The following is a 15,646-nucleotide window of genomic DNA, read 5'->3' on the forward strand; positions in this document are numbered from 1 at the left end:
TATCAATGCCAGCTTTTTTCGACACGGCGTTTATGCCTTATCGATATGGCCAGAGCCGGAAAGAAACGCGTATTTAACTGACCGTCAGATATGACGAAATGACATGTCTTTGACATCGACAGCGCTAAATAATCGGGCAAAGAGATTACCGCCAATCGCCTTTAAATTGATGAACTACAAAGTGTTTTAGAATATTTTCATGACCTGGCACACTTTATGCCAATAGGTTCTCAGCAATCCTGTTTCGTCGGCGTAATAGCAATGTCGAAACGGCATCCTGTTCACCTTAACCCGTGGTAATGCTTATGAGCTCCCTTAGCGAACTGGCCGACCAGGCTGAGTATATCGCCAGTAAAAACAACCAGTTGAAAGCGCACTGGCGTACCTATCAGAACGCGCTGACGCAGGCCGTAGCCCTTTCCAGTCACAACATTAATCATGAATTCACCTGCAGCAACGAGCGCGGCATCCATTTTGTCTTATTTAACCATTTTATTATTAGCATCCATTTGCAGGCTGACTTTTACAGTCAGCAAATCGTCTACAGCCTTAATATGGCTCAGCCAGGCGAGCCGGAAGATTTTCAGGCCTTTTCCCGGGCGACATTAACCGAAGACGGCCGTATTGATAACGCTGTTGATATTCACGACAGGCAGGCCGTGCTTGATCACTACCTGAATAAAATAGCCGCTATTTATCAGTGTATTTATGACGCCATTCATAGCAGCACCCCAATCCATCCGCAGTTGGAAAAGTTAATTAAAGCCTTTTAACAGGCCAGCCATTATCCCCTGGAATAGATCTGATGGCCTGCACAGGGGCAGTAATGACGACATAAATGACGAAACTCTGTTTTCAACGTCAATTTCGTCACTTTTGACGAAATCCCAAGGAGATTTCATGAGCCGCCCGACCGCCATGAATCATTATGTGATAGCCGATGCCAGACGCTGTATCGGTTGTAATACCTGTGTAGCCAGCTGCTCACAGGAACATCAGCGTTATGGTCTGCAGTCCGCGCCGCGCCTGGAGGTAATGCGCAACCTTCAGGATTCCGCGCCGGTGATGTGTCGCCAGTGCGAGGATGCGCCCTGCGCCAAAGTTTGTCCGGTTAACGCTATTACCTTGCGGGATCGCGCTGTTCAGCTGAATGAGAATCTGTGCGTCAGCTGCAAGCTATGCGGCATCGCCTGCCCGTTTGGCGCCATCACTTTTTCCGGCAGCACGCCGGTAGCAACGCCCCGCGACTGCAACACGCCGAAAGCCTTGCCTGCCCCGCTGCCGCCGCGTCCGCTCAGCCCTTTCCTTGATTGCGTGCCGGGCGTGCGGGCGGTGGCCGTGAAATGTGATTTGTGCAGTTTTAGCGAGGATGGCCCCGCCTGCGTCAGAACCTGTCCGACCCAGGCCATCAAGCTGGTTACCGTCGATTTGTCCCTGCACGCCAGTCAACGGAAGCGCCTGAATGCGGCCAGCTCGCTCCCTGTCGATCTGTTTATCTCTGGCAAGGAGAACCCATCATGACCTCCCTTTTTTCGCCCGCGCCGCTGTTGACGTTTGCGCTGCTGCTCCTGCTGCTGAGCGGCGGCATCGGCTGGCTGCTCGCCGGGGCTGCCCGTGTCAGCGCGGCTGTTTTTAGCAGCGGCGGCCTGGTGGCTTCTCTGGCGACGATAGCGGCGGCGATGCAAATCCTGCCCGGTGACGCGCTGACCGTCGCCCTGCCGCCGTTCTCTTTTCAGGCAGGCTTCAGCCCGCTGAACGCGCTGCTGCTGCTGGCTATTTGGCTGCCCGCGCTATTTTGCAACCTGTACGCCTGGGTCTGGCTGCGCAGCGTCGGTCGGCCTGTTCGCGCGCGGGCTGGCCTGCTGTGCCATTTGCTGATGGCGACGCTGACGACAGCCGTGCTGGCCGTCAACGCGGTGCAACTGATCCTGTCGATGGAGCTGGCCGCGCTCTGCGCCGGACTGCTGATTGTGCAGAATGACGACGTGAAAAGCCGTCGCGCCGGCTTAAATCAGTTTTTGTCCGCGCGGCTTGGCACGCTCTGCCTGGCGCTGGCTTTTGGCCTGCTTTATCACACCAGCGGCAGCCTGAACTTTGACGTGCTGCGGCACAGCGAGCTTTCTGCGGGCGTCAGGTCGACGGCCTTTCTGCTGTCGCTGACCGGCTTCGGGCTTTACGCCGGGATTATTCCTCTGCATGGCTGGGTGCCGCAGTCGCACACCAGCGCCCCCGCTCATGCCGCCGCGCTGTTCTCTTCGGCGTTAATGAAAGTCGGCATTTTAGGGGTAATCAAAGTCGGGCTGGATCTACTGGGCGCACCGCCGCTGTGGTGGGGCGTGCTGGTCATCCTGCTGGCGATGCTAACCGCCTTTATCGGTGGGCTTTACGCGCTAATGGAACATGATATCCGCCGCCTGCTGGCTTACCACACGCTGGAAAATGTCGGGATCGTTCTGCTGGGCGTGGGCGGCGCGATGATTGGCGTCACGCTGCGTTTGCCGCTGCTGGCAGCGCTGGCGCTGCTGGCCGGTCTGTTCCATCTCTTTAACCACGGCCTGTTTAAAACCACGCTGTTTTTAGGCGCGGGCGAAATAGAGAGGCAGACCGGGACGAAAGATATTGAGCGGCTCGGCGGGCTGGCGCGTCTGATGCCGTGGACGGCGGGCGCAATGCTGATTGCGCTGATGGCGATGGCCGCTCTGCCGCCGCTAAACGGCTTTGCCAGCGAATGGCTGCTTTACCAGTCTTTTTTCCAGCTTGGCAGCAGCCCGTTCTGGCTGACTCGCCTGCTCGGCCCGCTGCTTGCCGTCGGGCTGGCGCTGACTGGCGCGCTGGCGCTGATGTGTATCGCCAAAGTTTTTGGCGTTGCCTTTCTGGGCAGCCCACGCGGCGGCACCGCCGGGGCCAGCCCTGCTCCTCTGGCGGTCACGCTCAGCGTGGTTATCCCGGCGCTGCTGTGCGTGGTGTCTGGCGTCGCGTCTCCCTGGATCGTTCCCCTGTTTTCCCTCGTTGCCGCCGACGTGCTGCATATGACCGCGCCTGTCGTTACGCAGCATGGCGCCGTCTTCTCGGCTACGTCGGCGGTTTCCGCTCCGATGGTGGCGATTTTACTGCTGGCGATGCCGCTGCTGCCCTGGCTTATTGCCGTTGCGCTGCGCGGCAGCCGCCTGCCGAACCGGCGACGCGGCGACGCCTGGGCCTGTGGCTACGCTCATTCCGCCGGGATGGTGGTAACCGCCACCGGTTTCGCTCAGCCGCTGCGCGTGATGTTTGCGCCGCTGTATCGTCTGCGCCAGCGTCTGCTGCCTGCCGCCCTGACGACGGCCCTGCATCAGGGCAGGCTGGCTGCGCTGTGCCGCCGCCTGGCGTTTATTGAACTGGCCGTGCTGCTGGTCGCGGCGCTGGCCTGAGGAACTGACGATGACTTTTCCCTTTGTTCTTACCGGTTCGCTGTGGCCGCTGGCGCTTATCCAGGCGGCAGGGCTGCTGGCCATCGCGCCGCTGTTTACCGGCATCAGCCGCGTGCTGCGCGCCCGTATGCATAATCGCCAGGGGCCTGGCGTACTCCAGGAGTATCGCGATATCGCCAAACTGTTACAGCGGCAGAGCGTGGCGCCGGCGGCTTCTGGCCCGGCTTTTCGCACTATGCCCTGGCTCCTCACCGGCATCTTGCTGGTCATTGCCAGCGCGCTGCCCGTGGTAACGCTTGCTTCGCCAGCGGCTGGCGCAGGCGATCTCATCACCCTTATTTATCTGTTCGCCCTGGCGCGCTTTGTCTTTGTTATCGCCGGGTTGGATACCGGCAGCCCTTTTACCGGCATCGGAGCCAGCCGGGAAGCCGTGCTGGGCGTGCTGGTCGAACCCATCCTGCTGCTGGGCCTGTGGATAGCCGCGCTGGTTGCCGGTTCGACCGCGCTTAGCGCCATTAGCGCGCAGGTGCTGCACTGGCCGCTTTCGTCCTCGCTGACCCTGCTGCTGGCCGGGCTGGCCTGCGCCTTCGCCACCTATATCGAAATGGGCAAGCTGCCGTTCGATATGGCCGAAGCCGAGCAGGAGCTGCAGGAAGGCCCGTTGACCGAATATTCCGGCGCGACGCTGGGCGTGCTGAAACTCGGCCTCAGCCTGAAGCAGCTGGTGGTGCTTCAGCTGTTTCTCGGCCTGTTTCTCCCCTTTGGCCTGGCGGCGGAGCCAACGCCGTTCGGCCTGCTGATCGCCACCGCGCTCTGTCTGGCAAAACTGCTGGTTGCCGTGCTGCTGGTGGCGCTCATTGAAAACAGCGTGGCGCGTTTGCGCTTTTTAAACACTTCCCGCACCACCTGGGCGGGATTCGGCCTGGCGTTTCTGGCGCTGGTTTCCTGGCTGATAGCGGGCTGACATTTTTCTTGTCCCGCCACGGCGGGAAGAGGTTTTATAATGAGTGAAGTCACAACGGCATTAAATCAACATCCGGTCGGCCTGCACTATCTGGCGGCGCTGGAAAAACAGTTTCCTGCGGCGCTGCTCTACAGCGAATGGCAGACCGATACGCAGGCCACCGTCACCGTCAGGCTGAACGCGCTACCGGAGGTCGTGGAGTGGCTCTATTATCAGCAGGGCGGCTGGCTTTCCGTGCTGTTTGGCAATGATGAGCGCACGCTGTGCGGCAATTACGCGCTGTATTATGTGCTGTCAATGGAGCAAGGCGTAAAGTGCTGGATCACCGTGCGCGCCGAGGTGGATCCCGTCTCGCTGGAGTTCCCTTCGGTCACGCCGCGCGTCCCGGCGGCCGTCTGGGGCGAGCGCGAAGTGCGGGATATGTATGGCCTGCGCCCGGTCGGCCTGCCGGATGAACGCCGCCTGGTGCTGCCGGATGACTGGCCAGACGATTTGTATCCGCTGCGTAAAGACGCGATGGATTACCGCCAGCGGCCTGCCCCAACGACCGATAACGAAACCTATCCCTTTATCTCTGAAACAAAGGAAGCGAGCACGATTGTGCCAATCGGCCCGCTTCACGTCACTTCTGACGAACCCGGACACTTTCGCCTTTTCGTCGACGGCGAAGACATTATTGACGCCGACTACCGGCTGTTTTACGTGCATCGCGGCATGGAAAAACTGGCCGAAACCCGCATGGGCTACAACGAAGTCACCTTTCTTTCCGATCGCGTCTGCGGCATCTGTGGCTTTACCCACAGCGTGGCGTATACCACCTCGGTTGAAAACGCCATGGGCATTGTGGTGCCGGCGCGCGCCCAGACTATCCGTTCCATTTTGCTGGAGGTTGAACGTCTGCACAGCCATCTGCTGAATCTGGGCCTGGCCTGCCACTTCGTCGGCTTCGATTCCGGCTTTATGCAGTTTTTCCGCGTGCGCGAGCAGTCGATGAAAATGGCGGAAATCCTGACCGGCGCCCGTAAAACCTACGGGATGAACCTGATTGGCGGCCTGCGTCGCGACATTCTGAAAGAGGACATGATCCAGACTATCGCGCTGTCAGCAGGGATGCGCGGCGAGCTGAACGACCTGGTGGATATTCTGCTCAGTACGCCGAATACCGAACAGCGCAGCGTCGGCGTCGGCCTGTTAGACCCGCAGATAGCGCGCGATTTCAGTAACGTCGGCCCGATGATACGCGGCAGCGGCCACCGCCGCGATATGCGGGCGGATCATCCCTATGCCGGCTATGCCAGCCTGCCGTTTACGCTTCACAGCGAAACCGGCAACGACGTCTATTCCCGCCTGAAGGTGCGCATCCACGAAGTGTTTAACTCGCTGAATATGATCGAGTTCGGCCTGCAAAATCTGCCGCAGGGGCCGCTGATGAGCGAAGGCTTTACCTATATTCCCCACCGTTTCGCGCTGGGCTTTGCCGAAGCGCCGCGCGGCGATGACGTGCACTGGAGCATGACCGGCGACAACCAGAAGCTGTTTCGCTGGCGCTGCCGCGCGGCGACCTACGCCAACTGGCCAACGCTGCGCTACATGCTGCGGGGCAATACCGTTTCGGACGCGCCGCTGATTATCGGCAGCCTTGACCCCTGCTATTCCTGCACCGACAGGATGACGGTGGTCGACGTACGTAAGAAAACCACCGTCGTCGTGCCTTACAAAGAGATCGAACGTTACGGCATTGAACGCAAAAACTCGCCGCTTTAAGGAGGGACAACATGTTAAAGCTGATTAAAAAAGTGCTGAAAACCGGTACCGCAACGGTGGCCTATCCGGCAAAACCGCTGGAGATGGCGGCCAACTTTCGCGGCAAACCTCAGTACAACGCGCAGCAGTGTATCGGCTGCGGTGCCTGCGCCAATGCCTGTCCGTCCAACGCGCTGACCATGACGCCGCCAGCAGAAGGCGAGGCGATCCGCTGGTCGCTGTTTTTGGGCCGCTGTATTTTCTGCGCGCGCTGCGAGGAAGTCTGCCCGACGGCCGCCATCAGGCTGTCGCAAGAATTTGAACTGGCGGTATGGCGTAAAGAGGATCTGTTTGAAACCGCTGATTTCCCGGTTTGTCGCTGCCGGGAATGCGGCCATCCCTATGCCGTGCAGAAAGAGATCGACTTCGCGCTTTCTCTGTTACAGGAAAGCGCAGCGCTGAGTGAACGGCAGATTGCTGAACGTCGCGAGCAGTATGAAACCTGTCCGTCCTGCAAGAAAAAGCATCAGCTGCCCGCATCCAGCCGGATAGATATTGGCCGCCATCTGACCCCCGAGGCACAGCTATGAGCCAGATCCTGCACGGGCCACGCGACGAAAACGGGTTGCCGGTGCCCGTTACGCTCGACGAGAGCATCGCCAGCCTGAAAAGCACGCTGTTGAACAACATTCGCCGTTCCGCCTACGTTTATCGGGTTGACTGCGGCGGCTGCAACGGCTGCGAAATAGAGATTTTTGCCGCCATTTCACCGCTGTTCGACGCCGAACGCTTTGGCATCAAGGTAGTTCCTTCCCCGCGTCATGCCGATATTCTGCTGTTTACCGGTGCCGTCACCCGCGCCATGCGCGTGCCTGCGCTGCGGGCCTGGGACGCGGCGCCAGACCCGAAAATCTGTATCTCTTATGGCGCCTGCGGCAACAGCGGCGGCATTTTTCACGACCTTTATTGCGTCTGGGGCGGCACGGACAAGATTGTGCCGGTGGATGTTTATATTCCCGGCTGCCCGCCCACGCCCGCCGCCACTATTTATGGTTTTGCCATGGCGCTTGGCCTGCTCGATCAAAAAATTAAAGGTCAGCAGCACCCTGAGGCGGCTGAACCGGCGGCGTTGCTGCACCCTACGCTGCCGCAGCCGCTGCGGGTATTGCTGGATCGCGAAGCGCGACGCATGGCCGGCTATCGCTATGGTCGCCAGATTGCCGATCGCTTTATGCAGGCGCTGGCCGCGCCCGGCGTGCAGTCCGTAGAACAGCGCGTGGCGGACTGGCTGGATGAGCAGGGCGATCTCCGCCTGGCGGAGATCGTGGGGCATTTACAGCAAATTTATCAGCAGGTTCTGCGCGGGGAGGTTCGCCTGTGAGCACCGAGGTTAACCAACAGCGTTACGCCCGGCATCAGCCGTCGGCCCGCGTCCTGCACGACAAAGTGGTGTTTTACGCTTTGGGCAGCAAATTCGTCGATGAAAAATGCGCGCAGCAGCGTAGCTCGAAGAAAGCCCAAGAGGTGGTTTACTACAGCCTGGCGATTGGTCACCACGTTGGCGTTATCGACTGTCTGCAACCGCAGCTCACCTGCCCGCTTCAAGGCTATCTGCAATGGATTGCCTGCCTGGCGGAAAACAGCGAAGCCCAGCGGAAAATGGCAGGCGTGCGCCGCTTTGGCGAAATCACTATCGACAGCAGTCACACCCATCTGCTGGCCCTGGCGCTGCGCGACGCCCGTGAGCGGATGAGTGCAGAGCAGCAAGCGTGGAGCGATCGCCTGATCGCCCTGCTCCAGCAAATTGAAAACGACCCCGCCATGTACCTGATGGTCAGGAGATACGATGCTTAATTCCTCTTCCCGCTACGCGCTGTTATGCGTGGGCAACAGCATGATGGGCGACGACGGCGCCGGGCCACGCCTGGCCGAACTTTGCGCCGCCGCCCCTTTGCCCGGCTGGACGGTGGTGGATGGCGGAGCCGCGCCGGAAAACGATATTGGCTACCTGCGCGAGCAGCGGCCCGATCGCCTGGTGATTGTGGACGCCACCGACATGGGGCTGGCTCCCGGCGAAATGCGCCTTATCGACGAAAGCGATATCGCCGAAATGTTCGTGATGACCACCCACACGCTGCCGCTCAGCTTTTTAATTCAGCAGCTACGGGAAGCTATTCCGCAGATTACCTTTGTCGGCATTCAGCCCGATGTGGTGGCTTTTTACTATCCCCTTAGCCCAGCGGTCGAGCGGGCGGTTGACGAGCTTTATCAGCGGCTTCCTCTGCTGGAGACGGGCCTGGGCATCGCGCCTTTTCGCCCACGGCCGACATGACATAAGTGTCGGGAAAATGACGATACGGCCGACAGACCACAGTCACTCCCTACGAATCCTTATTAACCAATTGAAAATAAATAAGAAAAATAATCCCTCTGGCTGGAACGCTTTATGCATTACCTCCGCCATAAGGCCGGGATCCGTCGGCCGCTTATTTAATGGAATCAGGAGATTCAGATGAACCGGTTCATCATTGCCGATCCCCAAAAATGTATCGGCTGCCGTACCTGTGAAATCGCCTGCGTGATGGCTCACAGCTTGTCGCAGGATATCTCGCAGCTCAATACCACCACCTTCACGCCGCGTTTGCATGTGATCAAAAGCGTCAACCTCAGTACGCCGGTGCTGTGCCGCCAGTGTGAAGATGCCCCCTGCGCCAACGTCTGTCCGAACGGCGCAATCGTGCGCAGCGGCGACGCAATCCAGGTAATGCAGGAGCACTGCATTGGCTGCAAAACCTGCGTCGTCGCCTGCCCTTATGGCGCGATGGAGGTCGTGGTCAAACCCCTTTTTCGTCAGAACGCGGCGGCGATGACCGCCGTCGCAGATAAAGCCGAAGCGCATAAATGCGATCTGTGTCAGGGCCGTGCAGAAGGCCCAGCCTGTCAGGAAGTCTGTCCGACCAAGGCCTTGCTGACCGTTGACCGCGATCGGCTCAAGGAAATGAACGTAGAAAAACGCCGCCGTGCGGCGCTTGCCAGCACTTCCGGCCTGCTGTTTTAACCCCGGAAAGAGGAAAAATAAGATGAAAAAAGTCACCACCGTCTGTCCTTACTGTGGGGCCGGATGCAAGCTGAACCTGGTCGTGGAAAACAATAAAATTCTCCGTGCCGAAGCCGCCGATGGCGTAACCAATCAGGGTGAGCTGTGCCTGAAAGGCTACTATGGCTGGGATTTTCTCAACGACACTAAACTGCTGACGCCGCGCCTGACGCAGCCGATGATCCGCCGTCAGAAGGGCGGGAAATTCGAAGTAGTCAGCTGGGATGAAGCTATCCGCTATACCGCTAAGCGCCTGAAAGAAATCAAAGAGAAGCACGGCCCGCGCGCGATTATGCATACCGGCTCTTCTCGCGGTACCGGCAACGAAACCAACTATGTCATGCAGAAGTTTGCCCGCGCGGTGATCGGCACCAATAATGTCGACTGCTGCGCCCGCGTTTGTCATGGCCCGTCGGTGGCCGGTTTACAGGCCACGCTCGGCAATGGCGCGATGAGCAATTCCATCAACGATATTGAAAATTCCAAATGCCTGCTGGTGATCGGCTATAACTGTGCGGATTCCCACCCTATCGTGGCTCGCCGCGTAATAAAAGCCAAAGAAAAAGGCGCGCAGATCATTGTCTGCGATCCCCGCCGCATCGAAACCGCCCGTATCGCCGACCAGCATCTGCAAATCAAAAACGGCTGCAATATGGCGCTGGTTAACGCCTTTGCCTACGTGCTGATCGAAGAAGATCTCTACGATCGTGACTACGTGGCGAAATATACGGAAGGATTTGACGAGTACCGTCGCCAGCTGGCCGACTATTCGCCGGAGGCGGTTGCCGAACAGACCGGCGTGTCCGCTCAGCAAATCCGTCAGGCTATGCGTACCTTTGCTGCTGCGCCCTCCGCGACCATTATGTGGGGAATGGGCGTGACGCAGTTTGGTCAGGCTGTCGACGTGGTGAAAGGCCTCGCTGGCCTGGCGCTGCTGACCGGCAATCTGGGCCGGCCTGGCGTCGGCGTCGGCCCGGTACGCGGGCAAAACAACGTGCAGGGCGCCTGCGATATGGGCGTGCTGCCGAATGAGTTCCCTGGCTATCAGTCGGTGACCGATCCGCAGGTCCGGGCAAAATTTGCCGCTGCCTGGGGTATTGACGCCGAGCGGATGGACGCGGAAATCGGCCATCGCATTACCGAGATCCCGCATCTGGCGCTGGAAGGACACGTCAAAGCCTACTACATCATGGGTGAAGATCCGCTGCAGACCGAAGCCGATTTAAGCCTGGTGCGCAAGGGGTTTGAGGCGCTGGATTTTGTGGTGGTGCAGGATATCTTTATGACCAAAACCGCCGAGCAGGCTGACGTCATTTTACCCGCCACCTCCTGGGGCGAACACGGCGGCGTATTCTCCTGTGCCGATCGCGGCTTTCAGCGCTTTGAAAAAGCTATCGAACCCAAAGATAACGTTAAGCGTGACTGGGAAATTATCAGCCTGCTGGCAACGGAACTCGGCTATCCGATGCATTACAACGATAATCAAGAAATCTGGGATGAAATGCGCGAACTCTGTCCGCTGTTCTACGGCGCTACCTATGAAAAAATGGGCACGCTGGGACACGTGCAGTGGCCCTGCACCACGCTGGACAGCCCCGGTACGCCTTATCTCTATCAGGACAATCGTTTCACCACCCCGACCGGCAAAGGCCAGCTTTTTGCCGCGCCGTGGCGCGCGCCGGCCGAGGTGCCGGACGCAGATTATCCGCTGGTGCTCTGTACCGTGCGCGAGGTCGGCCACTACTCCTGCCGCTCGATGACCGGCAACTGTTCCGCGTTGCAAACGCTGGCGGATGAGCCGGGTTTTGTGCAGATCAATCCGCAGGATGCGCAGGCGCTGGGCATACGCGATGGGCAACTGGTTTGGGTCGCCTCGCGCCGCGGTAAAGTCATTTCACGCGCTAATCACAACGAGCGTATTAACGTTGGCGCAGTCTATATGACCTATCAATGGTGGATTGGCGCCTGCAACGAGCTGACTCAGGAGAACCTTGACCCCATTTCTAAAACGCCGGAAACCAAATACTGCGCGGTGAAGGTGGAGCGGATTGCCGATCAGTCGTGGGCGGAGAACTATGCGCGTCAAACCTACAGCGAGATGAAAGCGCGCCTGCGCAGCGCCGTGGACGATGCGATCCCGATTGCCGTAACCGCTTAAGTTCTGCGCCAGTGCGGAACGGGAAGCCAGGTGGATATGACATCCCGCATTCCTTCCGCAAGGGTTCAGGCTAATCCGATCCAGGACCGGGCAGCCCGGTCCTTCAGGAGCTGACTATGTCCGATTCAGGAGTGTCCGTGCGCGTCAGCGGCAAAGTGCAGGGCGTCGGCTTTCGGCCTTTTGTCTGGCAGTTAGCCAGGCGGTTACGGCTACGCGGTGAAGTCTGCAACGACAGCGCGGGCGTGGAAATACGCCTGCTTCAGTCTGCCGCCATTCCGCTCTTTATCGAACGGCTACGGCACGAGCCGCCGCCGCTGGCGCGTATCGACAGCCTCAGCGTCCAGCCTTATGCCTGGCCGTCTCCGCCGCAGGATTTTACCATTGCGGAAACCCGTCAGGGCCGGATGATGACCCAGGTTGCCCCCGATGCGGCAACCTGCCCCGATTGTCTGGAGGAGGTGCTGCACGCGGGCAACCGTCGTTCAGGCTATGCCTTTACTAACTGTACCCACTGCGGCCCGCGCTTTACGCTCATCCGCACCATGCCCTATGACCGGTCAGGCACCAGCATGGAGGCATTTCGCCTTTGTCCCGCCTGTCGCCGGGAGTATCAGGATCCGGCCGACCGCCGCTTTCATGCCCAGCCAGTCGCCTGCCCGCACTGTGGGCCGCAGCTCTTTGCCACCGGGCAGGATGGCACCACGCTGGCACGTGAAAGCGCCGCGATTGACTATGCCACAGCAGCGCTACTTGCGGGCAAAATTGTGGCGATCAAAGGGCTGGGCGGCTTTCATCTTGCCTGCGATGCTACCCAGCAGCAGGCCGTTATGCGTCTGCGCCAGCGCAAACGGCGACCGGCCAAACCGCTGGCGGTGATGCTGCCGGACATCAGCTGGCTGGCCCGCTGCGGCAGGCGCGATCGGGCGTTGCAGGCGCTGATGCTGTCTGCCGCCGCGCCCATTGTGCTCACGGAAAAAAACGCGACGTCGCCGCTGTGCGCAGCCGTTGCGCCGGGGCTGGATGAAACGGGGTTGATGCTGCCGTTTACGCCGCTGCACCATCTGCTGATGCAGGCCTGCCGGGTGCCGCTGGTGATGACTTCCGGCAACGGCGCCGACCGCGCGCCGGCGCTGACCAACGAAGAGGCGCTGAGCCAGCTTGCTGGCATTGCCGATATCTGGCTGCTGCACGACCGCGATATCATCCAGCGCGCCGATGACTCTCTGGTTCGTCTGGGGCCGCAGGGATTGGAAATACTGCGCCGCGCCCGAGGCTATGTGCCGGATGCCGTCACGCTTCCTCCCGGCCTGACGGCCCGCTCGCCGCTGCTGGCGATGGGCGGCGACCTGAAAAACACCTTCTGCCTGGTACAGGGCGATCGGGCTATGCTCAGCACGCATTTCGGATCGCTGGCAAACAGCGATATTGCGTGCCAGCGGCAGCAGGCCGTTATCCATTTTCAGCAGCTGTATAACTGCACGCCCGCAACGATCGTGCAGGATGCGCATCCTGCTTACGTCGGCAGCCAGCAGAGCGAACGGCCGGTGCTGGAGGTGCTTCATCATCATGCGCATATCGCCGCCTGCCTGGCGGAACATCGCTGGCCGCTGGCGCACGGCCCGGTCATCGGCCTGGCGCTGGACGGGCTGGGCTACGGCGAAAACGGCGCGCTCTGGGGCGGTGAATGCCTGCTGGCAGACTATCACCGCTGTCAGCATCTGGGAGGGTTGCCCGCCGTCGCGCTGCCGGGCGGCGACCGTGCCGCGCGGGAACCCTGGCGCAACCTGTTGGCGCACTGGCTGGCCTTTGTCCCGGACTGGCAGCAGCGGCCAGAGTCTAAGGCGCTGCTGGGCAAGCCCTGGCAGCCGCTTGCGCGCGCGGTGGCCGCTGGCGTTAACTCCCCTTTGGCTTCTTCCTGCGGCCGGTTGTTTGACGCGATAGCCGCCGTGCTCGGCTGCGCGCCTGCCGTGCTTAGTTGGGAAGGAGAAGCCGCCTGCCGCCTGGAGGTTCTGGCCAGGCAGGCAGCAGACATAGCGCATCCCGTTACGCTGCCGCTGCGCCATACGGCAACGGGCACGCGGCTGGACCTGGCGGTGTTCTGGCAGCAATGGCTGGACTGGCAGGCAGCCCCTGCGGCGCGCGCGTTTGCCTTCCATGACGCGCTGGCGCGGGGATTTGCCGCCCTCGCCCATTATCATGCCGGACAAACGGGTCTGGATACCGTCGCGGCTGGCGGCGGCGTCCTGCAATCGCGCCTGCTGCGCCAGCTTTTACAACGCTATTTATCGCCTCTTCATGTGCTGATGCCGCAGCATATTCCCGCTGGCGACGGCGGGCTGGCGCTGGGCCAGGCCGTTATTGCCTGCGCCCGCTTGCACAACGCGGCTCCTCATACTGTTACCAGGGATTGTTATGACTAACTCTGCTTTTTTTCGTACTCATCGCCGGGCTTTCTGGCTGTTAAGCGCCCTGCTGATGGCCAATCTGCTGGCCTGGGGCTGGGCGCTGGTGCTTTTCCGCCACCATGCCACGCTGATTGCGGCGGCCGTGCTTGCCTATGGTTACGGCCTGCGCCATGCGGTAGACGCTGACCACATCGCCGCCATTGATAACGTCACCCGTAAACTGATGCAGCAAAATCAGCGGCCTGTGGCGGTCGGCGCGTTTTTCTCTCTCGGCCATTCCAGTATCGTGGTGTTGGCGTGCGTGGCGATTGCCGCCGCCGCTCTGCTCTCCGGCAGCGAAATCAGCTGGTTGCATCACTATGGCAGCGTTATCGGCACGCTGGTTTCCGCGCTGTTTTTGTTGCTGATGGCGCTGCTGAATACGCTGATCCTGCGTGATGTTTATCACCGTTTTCAGCAGGCGAAACAGAGAAAAACTTTCAGCGATCGGCCTCCCCTGCCGGGCGGTGTAATGAGCAGGCTGTTTGGCCGCGCCTTTACCCTGGTTAATAAAAGCTGGCAGATGTATCTGGTGGGTTTTTTGTTCGGTCTGGGCTTTGATACGGCTACGGAGATCGGCCTGCTGGGCCTCTCTGCGGCAGGCGCTTCCAGCGGAATGTCGGTCTGGAGCATTCTGGTGTTCCCGGCGCTGTTCGCCAGCGGCATGGCGCTGGTGGATTCCCTGGACAATTTTATGATGGTGGGCGCCTATGGCTGGGCGTTTAAGCAGCCGGTACGCAAGCTCTACTACAACATGATGATTACGGCGACCAGCGTGCTGATTGCCTTGCTGATCGGCGGACTGGAAGCGCTGGGATTACTGGCGGATAAGCTCGATTTACACGGCGGGATATGGACTATCGTCAACAATCTGAACGGTAATATGGGCAGCGTTGGCTACCTCTGCGTGGCAATTTTCGTCGCTGCCTGGGGCTTCTCGGTGCTGAACTATCGCCGTAAAAATTATGATGCGCTAAATATTCCCCAGCCGTAAACGGGAGCGGCATTGCCGACAGCGGCCGAAAGGCTCGCGCGATCGGCAATGCTGTGAAAACAACGGCCTCCGCCTTACCGCTACACGCTGACCGTAAAGCCAGGCATCATGCCGGTATCTTCATGCTCCAGCAGATGACAGTGCGCCATACAGGCCCGGTCCCTGCCCGCAAGATTTTCTAAGCTGCCTGTACGGCAGTGAACAATCATGGCAAGTCTTGCTGAAACACCACAATTTTCTAAGCTGCCTGTACGGCAGTGAACGCAGCCATCTTCAATAATCCTTCTCAGCTTCGTTTCTAAGCTGCCTGTACGGCAGTGAACCCTTTTAACGGTGGGGCTTTTCTTATTCAAATTTTCTAAGCTGCCTGTACGGCAGTGAACGCCGATCACCAGCAGGCATTTGGAATTTTCAATATTTCTAAGCTGCCTGTACGGCAGTGAACAGAAGAAACAGACCTGTCCCTTGGCGAGGACTTTTCTAAGCTGCCTGTACGGCAGTGAACGAGGGTGATGCGGGCGCGGCTTACGCGATTTCTTTCTAAGCTGCCTGTACGGCAGTGAACCGCCCCACACCTCCTGCATCCTGCTTTTTACTTTTCTAAGCTGCCTGTACGGCAGTGAACTGGAAGTTGGCCTGGTGTTCGAGCGGGTAACATTTCTAAGCTGCCTGTACGGCAGTGAACGTACCTCCTCAAATCTGCAACGAGCGAAGTGTGTTTCTAAGCTGCCTGTACGGCAGTGAACTGCTGCATATTCGCGAAATGCCGGAGATCGACTTTCTAAGCTGCCTGTACGGCAGTGAACAAATATTGCATCAGCGATTTCTTTACCGTC

General features: G+C 59.5%; 13 protein-coding genes and 1 CRISPR repeat array (1 of these 14 running past the window's edge). All 13 genes read left to right on the forward strand.

The window, feature by feature from the left end; genetic code table 11:
• The first annotated feature begins 305 nt into the window (after positions 1–305).
• The 13 genes from ACA373_RS12365 to ACA373_RS12425 all read left to right on the forward strand — a co-directional run bounded on the left by ACA373_RS12365 (position 306) and on the right by ACA373_RS12425 (position 14,810).
• Entirely contained in the window at positions 306–773 is a 468-nt protein-coding gene (locus tag ACA373_RS12365; protein ID WP_253455228.1) for a formate hydrogenlyase regulator HycA, read from the forward strand.
• 145 nt (positions 774–918) lie between these two features.
• The gene (locus ACA373_RS12370) at positions 919–1,521 is read left to right on the forward strand and encodes a 4Fe-4S dicluster domain-containing protein (protein WP_370734588.1); all 603 of its coding nucleotides are present in this window, start codon (positions 919–921) and stop codon (positions 1,519–1,521) included.
• Entirely contained in the window at positions 1,518–3,410 is a 1,893-nt protein-coding gene (locus ACA373_RS12375) for a proton-conducting transporter membrane subunit (RefSeq protein WP_370734563.1), read from the forward strand. The genes ACA373_RS12370 and ACA373_RS12375 overlap by 4 nt, the downstream gene beginning before the upstream one ends.
• A 10-nt stretch (positions 3,411–3,420) precedes the next feature.
• On the forward strand, positions 3,421–4,374 hold the full coding sequence (locus tag ACA373_RS12380) for a respiratory chain complex I subunit 1 family protein (RefSeq protein ID WP_253455230.1): 954 nt from the start codon (positions 3,421–3,423) through the stop codon (positions 4,372–4,374).
• 39 nt (positions 4,375–4,413) lie between these two features.
• Entirely contained in the window at positions 4,414–6,138 is a 1,725-nt protein-coding gene (locus ACA373_RS12385) for an NADH-quinone oxidoreductase subunit C (RefSeq protein WP_370734564.1), read from the forward strand.
• An 11-nt stretch (positions 6,139–6,149) separates the two neighbouring features.
• Positions 6,150–6,707 (forward strand): formate hydrogenlyase complex iron-sulfur subunit, encoded by a 558-nt coding sequence (locus tag ACA373_RS12390; protein WP_370734565.1) that lies wholly within the window; start codon positions 6,150–6,152, stop codon positions 6,705–6,707.
• Complete coding sequence (locus tag ACA373_RS12395) at positions 6,704–7,498, forward strand: NADH-quinone oxidoreductase subunit B family protein (protein ID WP_253455233.1); 795 nt, start codon at positions 6,704–6,706, stop codon at positions 7,496–7,498. The genes ACA373_RS12390 and ACA373_RS12395 overlap by 4 nt, the downstream gene beginning before the upstream one ends.
• A gap of 53 nt (positions 7,499–7,551) precedes the next feature.
• Complete coding sequence (locus tag ACA373_RS12400; protein ID WP_253461112.1) at positions 7,552–7,971, forward strand: formate hydrogenlyase maturation HycH family protein; 420 nt, start codon at positions 7,552–7,554, stop codon at positions 7,969–7,971.
• The gene (gene hycI / locus ACA373_RS12405) at positions 7,964–8,449 is read left to right on the forward strand and encodes a hydrogenase maturation peptidase HycI (RefSeq protein WP_370734566.1); all 486 of its coding nucleotides are present in this window, start codon (positions 7,964–7,966) and stop codon (positions 8,447–8,449) included. The genes ACA373_RS12400 and hycI overlap by 8 nt, the downstream gene beginning before the upstream one ends.
• A 180-nt stretch (positions 8,450–8,629) precedes the next feature.
• Positions 8,630–9,175 carry an electron transport protein HydN gene (hydN, locus tag ACA373_RS12410; protein ID WP_253455235.1) on the forward strand — a complete coding sequence of 182 codons (546 nt, stop codon included), beginning with the start codon at positions 8,630–8,632 and terminating at the stop codon, positions 9,173–9,175.
• Between the two features lie 22 nt (positions 9,176–9,197).
• Positions 9,198–11,372, forward strand: a complete 2,175-nt coding sequence (gene fdhF / locus ACA373_RS12415) for a formate dehydrogenase subunit alpha (RefSeq protein ID WP_370734567.1) — start codon at positions 9,198–9,200, stop codon at positions 11,370–11,372.
• 116 nt (positions 11,373–11,488) lie between these two features.
• Entirely contained in the window at positions 11,489–13,792 is a 2,304-nt protein-coding gene (hypF, locus tag ACA373_RS12420) for a carbamoyltransferase HypF (RefSeq protein WP_370734568.1), read from the forward strand.
• The gene (locus ACA373_RS12425; protein WP_370734589.1) at positions 13,779–14,810 is read left to right on the forward strand and encodes a HoxN/HupN/NixA family nickel/cobalt transporter; all 1,032 of its coding nucleotides are present in this window, start codon (positions 13,779–13,781) and stop codon (positions 14,808–14,810) included. Before hypF ends, ACA373_RS12425 begins: the two co-directional genes overlap by 14 nt.
• 175 nt (positions 14,811–14,985) lie before the next feature.
• Positions 14,986–15,646: direct repeats of the CRISPR family, unit length 28 nt; unit sequence TTTCTAAGCTGCCTGTACGGCAGTGAAC; it runs 1,171 nt beyond the window's last position.

Origin of the sequence: Erwinia sp. STN24 (genome assembly GCF_041320675.1) — a bacterium.
Classification (GTDB): Bacteria; Pseudomonadota; Gammaproteobacteria; order Enterobacterales; family Enterobacteriaceae; genus Erwinia; species Erwinia aeris.

Coding starts and splice junctions, on each gene's coding strand:
- ACA373_RS12365 (WP_253455228.1), top strand. CDS start 306: ATGAGCTCCCTTAGCGAACTGGCCGACCAGGCTGAGTATATCGCCAGT.
- ACA373_RS12370 (WP_370734588.1), top strand. CDS start 919: ATGAATCATTATGTGATAGCCGATGCCAGACGCTGTATCGGTTGTAAT.
- ACA373_RS12375 (WP_370734563.1), top strand. CDS start 1,518: ATGACCTCCCTTTTTTCGCCCGCGCCGCTGTTGACGTTTGCGCTGCTG.
- ACA373_RS12380 (WP_253455230.1), top strand. CDS start 3,421: ATGACTTTTCCCTTTGTTCTTACCGGTTCGCTGTGGCCGCTGGCGCTT.
- ACA373_RS12385 (WP_370734564.1), top strand. CDS start 4,414: ATGAGTGAAGTCACAACGGCATTAAATCAACATCCGGTCGGCCTGCAC.
- ACA373_RS12390 (WP_370734565.1), top strand. CDS start 6,150: ATGTTAAAGCTGATTAAAAAAGTGCTGAAAACCGGTACCGCAACGGTG.
- ACA373_RS12395 (WP_253455233.1), top strand. CDS start 6,704: ATGAGCCAGATCCTGCACGGGCCACGCGACGAAAACGGGTTGCCGGTG.
- hycI (WP_370734566.1), top strand. CDS start 7,964: ATGCTTAATTCCTCTTCCCGCTACGCGCTGTTATGCGTGGGCAACAGC.
- hydN (WP_253455235.1), top strand. CDS start 8,630: ATGAACCGGTTCATCATTGCCGATCCCCAAAAATGTATCGGCTGCCGT.
- fdhF (WP_370734567.1), top strand. CDS start 9,198: ATGAAAAAAGTCACCACCGTCTGTCCTTACTGTGGGGCCGGATGCAAG.
- hypF (WP_370734568.1), top strand. CDS start 11,489: ATGTCCGATTCAGGAGTGTCCGTGCGCGTCAGCGGCAAAGTGCAGGGC.